The organism is Pseudomonas sp. 28 E 9 (assembly GCF_900004785.1).
GTDB lineage: Bacteria > Pseudomonadota > Gammaproteobacteria > Pseudomonadales > Pseudomonadaceae > Aquipseudomonas > Aquipseudomonas orientalis_A.
In genome coordinates this window covers 194,687-205,285 of sequence record NZ_CVTK01000054.1, presented here as the reverse complement: position 1 = coordinate 205,285, position 10,599 = coordinate 194,687, and the positions used below count along the sequence as shown (strand labels likewise).

The 10,599-nt window shown below is 62.2% G+C and carries 9 protein-coding genes; 4 read left to right on the top strand and 5 right to left on the bottom strand.

The window, feature by feature from the left end; translation table 11 throughout:
* Window positions 1-202: 202 nt before the first annotated feature.
* Complete coding sequence (locus BFQ00_RS22690; protein ID WP_065934816.1) at window positions 203-1,738, bottom strand: AhpA/YtjB family protein; 1,536 nt, start codon at window positions 1,736-1,738, stop codon at window positions 203-205.
* 133 nt (window positions 1,739-1,871) lie between these two features.
* Here BFQ00_RS22690 and serB point away from each other — a divergent pair, with 133 nt between their 5' ends.
* Window positions 1,872-3,086, top strand: a complete 1,215-nt coding sequence (gene serB, locus BFQ00_RS22685) for a phosphoserine phosphatase SerB (protein WP_065886537.1) — start codon at window positions 1,872-1,874, stop codon at window positions 3,084-3,086.
* 125 nt (window positions 3,087-3,211) lie between these two features.
* Here the strand turns inward: serB and asd are convergent, their stop codons facing one another.
* Genes asd through BFQ00_RS22670 form a run of 3 tightly spaced genes read right to left on the bottom strand, consistent with a single transcriptional unit; the run spans window position 3,212 to window position 6,496 of the window.
* Entirely contained in the window at window positions 3,212-4,072 is an 861-nt protein-coding gene (gene asd / locus BFQ00_RS22680) for an archaetidylserine decarboxylase (protein ID WP_065934815.1), read from the bottom strand.
* A 15-nt stretch (window positions 4,073-4,087) separates the two neighbouring features.
* Window positions 4,088-4,903 carry a thiosulfate sulfurtransferase gene (rhdA, locus tag BFQ00_RS22675; protein WP_065934814.1) on the bottom strand — a complete coding sequence of 272 codons (816 nt, stop codon included), beginning with the start codon at window positions 4,901-4,903 and terminating at the stop codon, window positions 4,088-4,090.
* Window positions 4,904-4,960: 57 nt separating this feature from the next.
* Window positions 4,961-6,496, bottom strand: a complete 1,536-nt coding sequence (locus BFQ00_RS22670; RefSeq protein ID WP_065934813.1) for an HDOD domain-containing protein — start codon at window positions 6,494-6,496, stop codon at window positions 4,961-4,963.
* A gap of 167 nt (window positions 6,497-6,663) precedes the next feature.
* Between BFQ00_RS22670 and motA the strand changes: the two genes are divergently transcribed.
* Entirely contained in the window at window positions 6,664-7,515 is an 852-nt protein-coding gene (motA, locus tag BFQ00_RS22665) for a flagellar motor stator protein MotA (RefSeq protein ID WP_065886533.1), read from the top strand.
* A 3-nt stretch (window positions 7,516-7,518) separates the two neighbouring features.
* A complete protein-coding gene (gene motB / locus BFQ00_RS22660) occupies window positions 7,519-8,541 on the top strand; it encodes a flagellar motor protein MotB (RefSeq protein ID WP_065886532.1) in 1,023 nt (340 codons plus the stop codon).
* A 139-nt stretch (window positions 8,542-8,680) separates the two neighbouring features.
* On the opposite strand, the gene rsgA is transcribed toward motB, so the two are convergent.
* The gene (rsgA, locus tag BFQ00_RS22655; RefSeq protein ID WP_065886530.1) at window positions 8,681-9,712 is read right to left on the bottom strand and encodes a small ribosomal subunit biogenesis GTPase RsgA; all 1,032 of its coding nucleotides are present in this window, start codon (window positions 9,710-9,712) and stop codon (window positions 8,681-8,683) included.
* 108 nt (window positions 9,713-9,820) lie between these two features.
* Between rsgA and orn the strand changes: the two genes are divergently transcribed.
* Window positions 9,821-10,363 carry an oligoribonuclease gene (orn, locus tag BFQ00_RS22650; RefSeq protein WP_065886529.1) on the top strand — a complete coding sequence of 181 codons (543 nt, stop codon included), beginning with the start codon at window positions 9,821-9,823 and terminating at the stop codon, window positions 10,361-10,363.
* Window positions 10,364-10,599 lie beyond the last annotated feature (236 nt).

The window sequence follows — 10,599 nt, the reverse complement described above, 5'->3', positions numbered from 1 at the left end:
GCCTAAGCGAGGTGCCGAGTGGTGGGGCAAGAGCGTTTTGCTTACTTTTGCGCTTTTCAAAAGTGAGCCGCCGTCAGGGCGGAACCCTAAGTGGTCGTTACCGCAGAAACGGATATGTACTCAGTCTGATCCAGCATCCTGGTCGGCCCAGAGGCCGCCATCGGGGGCAAGCCCCCTCCCACATTGGGTTTAGCGGTGTTCTTCAATTCTTGTTACGGGTCTCATGCATCCGCGCCAGCTGGCGCTCCAGCATCGACGGATACGGCTCCATCAAACGCTCCACACAGCTGGCGCCCTCAGGGCTGGCAATCGGGCGGATGCGTGCGCGCTGGCGAATCAGCGTGTCTTCACTGATCTTGCGCTCCACCAGCAGCAGGTTGCGGCTGTGCTGGGACAAGGCCAGGGCATCCTGGGCAATCTCGGTCAGCAAGAGGTCGATCTGGCTGATGCCGAACAGGTCATCGCCCACCGTCAGGCCCAACTGCAATTGCAACGTAATGCCGCTGTCCGCCACTTCGATCTGCAAGGCATGGCCCAGGGCGCGCAGCAACTCGCCGCAGCAGATGGCGTTGGTCAGGTAATCTTCGCCGCTGTCTTCGCTGTGGAACAGCATCAACGTGCTGCCGTCGTTCAGGGTGTGCAGTTCGCTCTGGTAGAGCGAGGCGGCCTGGTCGAGACAGTCGCGGTAGCGTTCCAGCAATTCCGTCAAGCGGGCGCGGGGCAGGCGGCGCAGTTGGTCCTGGGCACCCAGTTGCACGGCGAGTACGGCGCTGTACTGGGGCTCGGTGCTCTTGGGCGCGAGCGCTTTCGGCGCTACGGCAGGCGCGGTGTCTGCGGTATCGCGCAGGTCGGCGAACGGGTCTTCGTCATCCAGTTCGTCTTCTTCGGCCTTGATCACATGCCGTGGCGCAGGCTTCAAACCCGCCACCGGAGCGCTTTCGTCGAAGCCTGGGTCACGCAGGTCGCGCACTTCAAACTCAGGCTCGTCGTCGTTGTAGTCGGCCTCGTCGTACTCCGGCTCGGGTTCAACCTCAGGTACCGTCGGCTCCGGCGCGAAGCTGGCATGCAGCTGGCGCGCGAGGTCGCCGATTTCGTCCTGGCGGTCGGTGGCCGGGGTATGTTCGTTGATATCGCGCAGCCAGATGCGCAGTTGCATCAACGGCGTGGAGATATGCCGCCCCAGGCGCAGGCTCAAGGCCAGGGCCAGGGCCAACAGGATTGCGCTCAGGATGCCCATGCTTTGCAGGCTGATGGTCATCGGTTGCTGGAACTGTTGCATGTCCAGGCTGATGCGCAATTGGCCGGCTTTCACATCCTGAAACGTGATATTGCTCTGGTACAGGCCCTCGGCTTCGCCCAGCAGGCCGTTTTTCGGGCGCTGCCCGGCTTCGGCCATGATCCGGTTGTCCACGCTATAGATAGCAGCGTGGGCCACCAGCGGGTTCTTGGTCAGGTTGTTGAGCAGCACGTTGAGGCTGAGAATGTCGTTGGACACCAGCAACTCAGTCGCCGAGGTGGCGGTCTGGGTGGTCAGGCTCTCGCCCAGGGCGTCGGCTTGCTCATGCATGGCCTGCTTGAACTGCAAACCCATCACGCAGGCGTAGATCACCAGGGCCAGAGCGACCAGGATCACGTTATGGCTGGCGATGCGTAATGCGATCGGTACACGGCGGTGGCGCAGTGCCCGGAAGATCAGCAGGAAGAAGTTATCGGTTTTTACTGGCGTGGGCCGGTTCACTTGCGCTCGGCTCTTGGTCCGTGAAGTTGACGCGCAGTATAGCGACAGGCCCATGACCGGCAAAGCGCTGGCTGTGCCCGATGGTCACTGAAAGTGGGTAGAATGCGGTTTTTTTCCAGCCTGGGGGTGCGCTTTGCGCGAAATTGTCCTGATCAACATCACAGGTCTTGACCGACCGGGTCTCACCGCTGCCATTACCGGTGTTCTGGCCCAGGGTGGTGTGAACATTCTCGACATCGGCCAGGCGGTGATCCACGACACCCTGTCGTTCGGCATCCTGGTGGAGATTCCCAGCACCGAGCAGGCATCGTCGGTCCTCAAGGACATCCTGTTCACGGCCTACAAACTCGATCAGCAGGTGCGTTTCACCCCGGTGTCCGAAGCCGATTACCAGCATTGGGTCGAAGGCCAGGGCAAAAAACGCCATATCGTGACGTTGCTCACCCGCAAGGTAACGGCCGAACAATTGCAGCGGGTCAGCTCGATCACGGCGCACTACGGTTTGAATATCGACCATATCGACCGCCTGTCGGGGCGTATGCCGCTGGACACGCCGGCGGACAAAGGCAAGGGCTGCATCGAGTTTTCGGTGCGTGGAGAGCCGGCCGATGCGCAAGCGCTGCGCGCCGAATTCCTGAGCGTGGCCCAGGAGCTGAATGTCGACATCGCCTTCCAGGAGGATTCGCTGTTCCGGCGCAATCGTCGTCTGGCGGTGTTCGACATGGACTCGACCCTGATCGAAGCCGAAGTCATCGACGAGCTGGCCAAGGCGGCGGGTGTGGGCGAACAGGTCAGCGAGATTACCGAGCGGGCGATGGCCGGCGAGCTGGATTTTCGCGCCAGCTTCAAGGAGCGCCTGGCGCTGCTCAAGGGCCTGGACGTGAGCGTGCTCGACTCCATTGGCGCTTCCCTGCGCCTGACCGAAGGCGCCGAAACCCTGTTCGCCGAACTCAAGCGCCTGGGTTACAAAACGGCCATCCTGTCCGGCGGCTTCACCTATTTTGCCAAGCAACTGCAGGCCAAGCTGGGCATTGACTACGTGTTTGCCAACGAGCTGGAAGTGGTGGATGGCAAAGTGACCGGCGTGGCGGTGGAGCCGATTGTCGACGCACAACGCAAGGCGGACCTGCTCAGGGAGCTGGCGCACAAGGAAGGCTTGCGCCTGGAACAGACCATTGCGGTCGGCGACGGCGCGAACGACTTGCCAATGCTGGCGATTGCGGGGCTGGGCGTGGCGTTCCGCGCCAAGCCGTTGGTCAAGCAGTCGGCCAAGCAGGCGATTTCGACCTTGGGGTTGGATGGGGTGCTGTATCTGCTGGGCTTGCGCGACCGTGATGGGCAGCTCTGACTGACGAAAGAATACGGTCAGAAATGTGGGAGGGGGCTTGCCCCCGATTGCGGTAGTCTAGTCAGAGATGTATTGACAGGTCTACCGCCATCGGGGGCAAGCCCCCTCCCACACTTGGTTTTGCGTCAGGCCTTGGGTGTTGCGATACCCTGGCCCATCTGCACGGGCGAGCCCGCCAACAATGCTTCGGTCCATTTCACCTGATCCGGCCCGAACAGCACGATAGCGGTCGAACCCAGCTTGAAGCGCCCCAGCTCCGCACCTTTTTCCAGGTGAATCGGCGCACGGGCAGCTTCGTCGTAGCGGAAGGTTTTCAGTTCGCGCTTGGGCGGCGTTACCAGCCCGGCCCATACGGTCTCAATCGAGGCCACGATCATCGCGCCCACCAATACCACCGCCATCGGGCCGCGTTCGGTGTCGAACAGGCAGACCACCCGCTCGTTACGCGCAAACAGTTCCGGTACGTTTTCGGCGGTGGTCTGGTTCACCGAGAAAATCCGCCCCGGCACATAGACCATCTCGCGCAAGGTACCGGCCAGCGGCATATGCACGCGGTGGTAGTCCTTCGGCGACAGGTAGATGGTGGCGAAGTCGCCGCCCATGAACGGCGCAGCCAGCGCGGCGTCGCCGCCCAGCAATTCCAGCACGCTGAAGCTGTGGCCCTTGGCCTGGAACACACGGCCATGTTCGATCGGGCCGAGCTGGCTGACGGCACCGTCGGCCGGGCTCAGTACGGCGCCCGGCGTTTGATCCAGTGGGCGCGCGCCGTCTTTCAGTGCGCGGGTGAAGAAGGCATTGAAGTGCTCGTAGGCGGTCAGGTCTTCAACCAGCGCCTGGGACATGTCCACCTGGTAACGCTTGGCGAACCAGCGGGTGAAGGCATTCTTGAACCAGCGCACGCGGCACTCGGCAATGCAGCCGGCCAGGCGCGAGAGCAAGTGGTGCGGCAGCAAATACTGGCTGAGGATAAACAACTGCTTTTTCATAACTGTCCTTAAACCTTAAATCTCAACGGGGGTGTCGGGGTGGTTGCCCCATTCGCCCCAGGAACCGGCATAACCTTTGACTCGTGGATAACCGAGCGCCTTGGCCACCAGGTAGGTGAAGCCAGAGCGGTGGTGGGTCTGGCAGTGGGTGATGATTTCTTTATCGCGGGTCAGCCCGAGGTCTTCGAGGATTTGCGGCATGTCGCGGCGGATGCGCAGGCTGCGCGCCGTATCCATGCCGGCGGTCCACTCGAAGTTCACGGCGCCGGGGATGTGCCCGGCTTTGGCCGCGAGGACTTTTTCACCGGAGTATTCCAGCGGGCCGCGTGCGTCCCAGATAGCCAGGTCGGCCGCGCCGAGCCGGCTTTGCAGGTATTCGCGGGTGGCGGTGGGGCCGTCATGCAAGGTGAGGCTGACCGGACCGCCGACGGAGGGCGGTACCTCGGTGGATAGCGGGTGCTTCTCGTCCAGCCACGCCAGCAGGCCGCCGTCGAGGTAGTGGTATTTCTGATGGCCGATCACGTCGAGCATCCAGATAAAACGCCCGGCCCAGCCGCCGCCTTCGTCGTCATACACCACATAAGTGGCATCGGGTGTGTGGCCCAGCTCGCCGAACAGCTTTTCCAGGTCGGCCTTGTTTGGCAGCAGGCCCGGCGCGGGCGGTTGGCCCAACTGGGTGCGCCTGGGGTCAACGAAATGCGCGCCGGGGATATGCCCTTCGGCGTAGCGGGCGGCACTGGTGAGGTCCACCAGAATCAGGTGTTCGGCATCAAGGCGACCTTGCAGGTCGCTGCATTCGATCACCAGCGGCAAGCCAGAGAAGTCAGGCATGTGAGGTCTCCTGGGCACAAATGTTGGCGATAAAGGAGGGCGATTGTAGCGCAAGCATCAGGCGCTGCGGTTGGTAAAGCTGTGCAGGGCTTTTTCGACGCATTGCGCGGTTTTGCCGAAGGCTTGCACGGTGGTTTCCGAGAATGGCCCGCCACCCTGGTCCGCCACCATCAGCATGACCACGCGGCCATTACAGCTCAGCGAGCGCAACAGCAGGTGCTCGCCGGTAAACAGGCGACGCAGGATCGGTGGCAGCAGGGCGGCGAACTGCGCATGGTTGTCAGGACCGAGACGCACCTGGGCGGACTTTTCCAGCAGGCGTTGCAGCAATGTACTGTTGACCACATCCAGGCTCAGGTTGGCAGCGTCCTTCGGCAAGCCATCGGCTTGATGCACACGCAAGGTGCTCAAGGCGCGATCGGCCATGAACAGCAATACGCGCTGCATGCCGCTGGCGACCAGGGCTTCCTTGGCGCACGTGGTCAGGTGCATCGCATTGGCAAAGCGGCTCGGCTCGACCAGCAGCTCCGTGCAACGGTTGCGCCACAGCGCCAGTGCTTCAGCCGTGGGCGGTGGCGCGGGCAGCAAGCCACGATGGACTTTTTGCACGTGCCACGGCCAGATCAGCGACAGCGCCGGGTGCCAGAGATCAGGCATCAGGGTGCTGCGGGCGCTGGTGACCGCTTGCTGGTGAACCTGCTGCTGCACATCGCCCAGTGACTCTTGCAGGTACAGCGCAGTGAGGTATTGCCAGCGCTCGGTGTGCGGGCAGGTCCAGGACTCCTGCGCCGACAGCGCCAGGCCGTTGGCCAACAGCACCGTGTTGGCCGGCTGATTCAGCCAGCGACGCAGGTTGGGTTCGGCGTCGAGTAACTGCTGGTGGCGCAGCGGGTCGTCTTCGCGGGCGATACGCAATGCCTTGACCAGCAGACGCCGCTCGCCCAGCAGCAGGTTATAGCCCTGGGATACCCAGATCGGCAGGTGCCAGGCCGCAGTCAGGCCAAGGCACAGGTCCAGCAGGCGCACGCCGAACACTTGCTGCTCGACCTTGCGCGCCGACTCGCCCTTGTGGATCACCCGCAGCTCCCATTCCTCAAGCAGCTTGGGGTAGGCCACGGCCATCGGCCACAACGGTGACAGAAACAGCAGGCTACCCCAATGGATGTCCTGCCACAGGCGCGCCAGGCGGCTGCCGAACAGGCCGTTGGCTTGCTGGGACGCGTGCTGGCTGACCAGCAGCAGTTGGCGCAGCGCGACGGGAATCTCGCGGGCCGGCACCGAAGGCAGGCGCACCAGCAGTTCTTCGGCGCGTTTAAGGCCGAGGCGATTGAGCGCCACTTCGAGGTTTTCCGCCGGTTCCGCCAGGCTGCCGTGGGTGTGGCTGTTGGCCTCGCGCATCACGCTGAGCACCAGGGCCGGGCTGTCTTGCATCAGCTCGGCGATGTCCCTCAATGAGCTGCGGCTGTCGCGGATGGCTTTGCACACGCGCTCGTGGCTGGCCTGGGGAACGGGCAGCAGCACGTCGTCCAGGCGCTGGATCCAGGCGGCGAGGGTGGTGGGTCTTGCAGTTGGGACTGTCGTTTCATTAGCCATGATTGGGGCGCGATCATCATATGTGTTCAACACACCCGTAACGGGCTGAATTGGCTTTTCGCCTTAACGGGCTATAGTCTGGCGCAGTTTCGCCGATAAGTAGAACAAGAGTTTTTCAGCTGCACCCACTATGTCCATGAACCCGACGGCGCAAGTACAGATCCCCTATGGCTAAAATTATCGGCATCATTGTCGTCATCGCAAGTGTGCTCGGCGGGTACGTCCTGTCCCACGGTAAAATTGCCGCGCTGATTCAGCCTTTCGAAGTGTTGATCATCGGCGGCGCCGCCTTTGGTGCCTTCTTGCAGGCCAACCCGGGCTACATGACCATGCACGTGATCAAGAAGTCGCTGGGCATGTTCAGCTCGCGCTTCTCCCACACGTTCTATCTGGAAGTGCTGGGGCTGGTCTACGAGATCCTCAACAAGAGCCGCCGCGAAGGCATGATGGCCATCGAAGGGGATATCGAAGACGCCGCCGCCAGCCCGATCTTCGCCAAGTACCCGGCCGTGCTCAAGGACGAGCGCATGACCGCGTATATCTGCGATTACCTGCGCATCATGTCCTCCGGCAACATGGCGCCCCATGAGCTCGAAGGCCTGTTCGACATGGAGCTGTTCAGCCTCAAGGAAGAGCTGGAGCATCCTTCCCACGCCGTGACCGGGATTGCCGACGGCATGCCGGGTTTCGGTATTGTCGCGGCGGTACTGGGTATCGTGGTGACCATGGCCTCCCTGGGCGAGGGCGATCAGGCGGCCATCGGCATGCACGTCGGTGCGGCGCTGGTGGGCACCTTCTTCGGTATCCTGGCGGCCTACGGTTTCTTCGGCCCGCTCGCCACCTCCCTGGCGCATGACGCCAAGGAAGAAATCAACCTCTACGAAGCGATCAAGGCGTCCCTGGTCGCCTCGGCGTCGGGCATGCCGCCGTCGCTGGCAGTGGAGTTCGGGCGCAAGGTCTTGTACCCGAAACATCGCCCAAGTTTCTCCGAGCTGGAACAAGCGGTTCGCGGTCGCTAAGCCATGGAAAACAACCAGCCGATCATCATCAAGCGCGTCAAGCGCTTCGCCGCGGGGCATCACGGCGGCGCCTGGAAAATCGCTTTCGCCGACTTCGCGACGGCGATGATGGCGTTCTTCCTGGTGCTGTGGCTGATGTCCACCGCCACCCCTGAACAGAAGATCGCCATTGCGGGTTACTTCAAGGACCCGATTGGTTTTTCGGAAAGTGGTACACCCTTCGTGATCGACCTGGGCGGCTCGCCGCAGCTGGCGCCGGAGCGCACCATCAATCCGGAAGTTGAGACCGAGTCGCCTCAGGATAAAATCCCGATCGAGCGCGATCAGGTCGAAACCATGGCCGAACAGGTCGAGAAAGAGCGCCTGGAGCTGTTGCTGCAGGAACTGCAGAACAAGGTTGAGGAAAACCCGCAACTGCTGAAATTCAAGGATCAGATTTCCTTCGAGATCACTCCGGAAGGCTTGCGTATCCAGATCACCGACGCCGCCAACCGGCCGATGTTCGATTCCGGCAGCGCGCGCTTGAAGCCGTACTTCGAAGATATCCTGTTGGCCATGGCCGACACCATCAAGGCGGTGCCGAACAAGATCAGCGTCAGCGGCCACACCGATGCCAAACCCTATGCGGGGCAGGGCGACTTCGGCAACTGGGAACTCTCGGCCAACCGCGCCAACGCCGCCCGCCGTGCGCTGGTGGCCGGCAGCTATCCGGACCCGCAAGTGGCGCGGGTGGTGGGCTTTGCGTCATCGCAGTTGTTTGATCCGAAAGATCCGTTCAACCCGATCAACCGGCGTATCGATATCGTTGTGTTGACCAAAAAGGCCCAGCGTGCAATTGAGGGCGATCAGCCGCCACCACCGCCAGCTCAGGGCGAAGGCGCTCCCGGTGAAGTGCCGGCGGACCCGAATGCGCTCCCGCCAGGTCAGGAGCCGCTGCCGGCCCATGAGCTGCGCCAAAAGCTGAACCTGTTTGATGACGGTGGGGTGAAGGACCCGACGGTGCCTGCGCCGGCGCCGGGGTCGTAATCTCCAGATACGACAAGGCCGTCTCATTGTAGGAGCGAGCTTGCTCGCGAAAAACGTCAACGATAACGCGTGCATTCAGAATGCCCGCGTTGCGCTTGGGGTCTTCGCGAGCAAGCTCGCTCCTACAGAGGCTGGCAGCTTAGTAACTGCTCTCAGGCAAGCTCGCAATAATCGACCGATAGCTGTTCATCCGCTGCTGCTGCACACGGCCATCCTCCAGCGCCTTGAGCAGTGCACAGCCCGGCTCGCGGTCGTGTTTGCAGTCGCGGAAGCGGCAGGTGCCGATCAGGTCGTTGAACTCGATGAAGCCTGCTTCCACGTCGCTGCGGCTGACATGGCCGAGGCCGAATTCACGAATGCCCGGGGAGTCGATCAGTTCACCGCCACCGGGGAAGTGGAACAGCCGTGCGGTCGTGGTGGTGTGCGTACCCTGGCCGGACAGTTCCGACAGCGGGCCGACGCGGGTGTCGACTTCCGGCAGCAGGCTGTTGACCAGCGACGACTTGCCCACGCCAGACTGGCCGACAAACACGCTGATGCGCCCGTCCAGCTGCTGTTGCAGCTGTTCCATGCCGTTGCCGTGATGGGCCGACACTTCCAGCACCGGGTAGCCCAGGGTACGGTAGACCGCCAGCAAAGCGTTGAGCGCCGGAGCGTTCTGTTCGTCGATCAAGTCGAATTTGTTCAGCAGCAGCAGCGGGCGGATACCGGCATGCTCGGCGGCGACGAGGTAACGGTCGATCAGGTTGGCGTGGGGCTCGGGCAGCGGCGCGAACACAATCACAATCATGTCGACGTTGGCCGCCACCGGCTTGAGCTGACCGCGGCTGTCGGGGCGGCGCAGTTCGGTACTGCGTGGCAACTGGGCCACGATCACGCCGATGCCCTGGTTGCCGGCGCGCCACACGACTTTGTCGCCCGTGACCAGCGCGGGCAGGTTGGCGCGCAGGTGGCAGCGGGACACCGTGCCTGCGAGTTCGCCTTCCAGCGCCTCGACTTCAACCTGCACGCCGAAGTGCGCGATCACCAGGCCGGTTTGTTCAGGCCCCAGGTCGCCGCCCTCGAGCGCTTCCACGGCGGAGGATTCACGTTTGGCGGCGCGCGCTGCGCGTTCACCTTGAATCTTTTCGATGCGCCAGTTTTGGCGACGATTGAGCTGGCGTTTGGCCATTGGTGTTCCGTGTCGATAATGCAAAAGTTGGGTAAAACGGTCGCGAGTCTAGCACGGCGCCGCCTGCTAAACTGCGCAGCTACGCCAAGGTGCCAAGAGAATCAAGCCATGCAAAACCCACAGAACCTGATTTGGATCGATCTGGAAATGACCGGTCTGAACCCCGACACCGACGTCATCATCGAGATGGCGACCATTGTCACCGACAGCAACCTCAACACCTTGGCCGAAGGTCCGGTGATCGCCATTCACCACAGCGATGCCGTGCTCGCCACCATGGATGAGTGGAATACCCGCACCCATGGCAACTCGGGCCTGACCCAGCGGGTACGCGACAGCCGCATCAGCATGGCCGAAGCCGAAGCCGAAACCATCGCCTTCCTGGAAAAATGGGTACCCAGGGGCAAGTCGCCTATCTGCGGCAACAGCATCTGCCAGGACCGGCGCTTCCTTTATACGCATATGAAGGGGCTGGAAAGCTACTTCCATTATCGCAACCTGGACGTGTCGACCTTGAAGGAGCTGGCCGCGCGCTGGGCGCCGGAGGTCAAGGACAGCTTCCATAAGGGCAGCACGCACCTGGCGCTGGACGATATCCGCGAGTCGATCGCCGAGTTGCAGCATTACCGCAAGCATTTCATCAAGGCGTGAAATCGACGCGACCGCTGGACATGTGGGAGGGGGCTTGCCCCCGATGGCGGTGTGTCAGGCCCGGATGCATTGATTGACACTCCCTTATCGGGGCATAGGTATCTACATAACTCAGCAGTGCCCAACAGTAACCACGATGCGCAGCGAGTCGCTCTTGATCTGGCTTTTGATCTTGATCTCAGGCGCCCCGTTAAACCACGCTGGCCGAACGCAGGCTTGAATCCGTGGGTAACCCG

Bases quoted from the DNA above. Each gene is read 5' to 3' on its own strand.
- asd (WP_065934815.1), bottom strand. From the start codon at position 4,072: ATGAAAAAGCAGTTGTTTATCCTCAGCCAGTATTTGCTGCCGCACCAC.
- rhdA (WP_065934814.1), bottom strand. From the start codon at position 4,903: ATGCCTGACTTCTCTGGCTTGCCGCTGGTGATCGAATGCAGCGACCTG.
- BFQ00_RS22670 (WP_065934813.1), bottom strand. From the start codon at position 6,496: ATGGCTAATGAAACGACAGTCCCAACTGCAAGACCCACCACCCTCGCC.
- motA (WP_065886533.1), top strand. From the start codon at position 6,664: ATGGCTAAAATTATCGGCATCATTGTCGTCATCGCAAGTGTGCTCGGC.
- motB (WP_065886532.1), top strand. From the start codon at position 7,519: ATGGAAAACAACCAGCCGATCATCATCAAGCGCGTCAAGCGCTTCGCC.
- rsgA (WP_065886530.1), bottom strand. From the start codon at position 9,712: ATGGCCAAACGCCAGCTCAATCGTCGCCAAAACTGGCGCATCGAAAAG.
- orn (WP_065886529.1), top strand. From the start codon at position 9,821: ATGCAAAACCCACAGAACCTGATTTGGATCGATCTGGAAATGACCGGT.